At 45.8% G+C, this 713-nt stretch carries 1 protein-coding gene; it reads left to right on the forward strand.

The features are described from left to right. Positions 1 to 35: 35 nt before the first annotated feature. Positions 36 to 713: ABC transporter substrate-binding protein (locus tag AC1DUA_RS39735; protein ID WP_477504891.1), on the forward strand; the 678-nt coding region annotated here is incomplete at its 3' end.

The following is a 713-nucleotide window of genomic DNA, read 5'->3' on the forward strand; positions in this document are numbered from 1 at the left end:
GAGTGGTTTAGTTCCACCTATAAGGAGACTTCAAGATGAAGAAAAAGCTTTTTATTCCTATTATTCTTTCGTTGATGTTCGCTATCTCCGCTTGCGGTAACAAGACATCCAACAATAGTCCTGCAGCATCCCCACAAAGTTCGAGTGCGTCAGCCACTGCCACAGAGGCTTCTGGCACAATCAACTATGCATCCGAAACGGGACCTGTTCAGGTGCCCGCGAATCCTAAGCGTATCATTGCCCTGACGAATGCGCCGAACGTGATATCGCTAGGCGGCACACTGGTCGGAGTCGACGAATGGACGAATAAGAACCCTCTTTTCAAAGATAAACTTAAAGGCGTCTCCGTTGTTTCCGAGAATGAACTTGAGAAAATTATTGAGCAGAAACCGGATCTCATTATCGCTGGCTCCGAATCCAAAAACATYGAAAAATTAAAGCAAATTGCGCCTACCGTCGTCTATACATGGGGCAAACTGGACTATTTAGCCCAGCAGCTTGAAATCGGTAAATTGCTCAATAAAGAAAAAGAAACGCAAAAGTGGATCGATGATTTCAAGAAGCGTGCGGCAGACCTGGGCAAAGAAATCAAAGCCAAAATCGGTGAGCAAGCGACTGTATCGGTCATCGAAACAGACTCCAAAGATTTCTATGTATTCGGCAATAACTGGGCTCGTGGAACTGAGGTCCTTTACCAAGCGATGGGTCTGAAC

The organism is Paenibacillus sp. 01T422 (genome assembly GCF_056398785.1).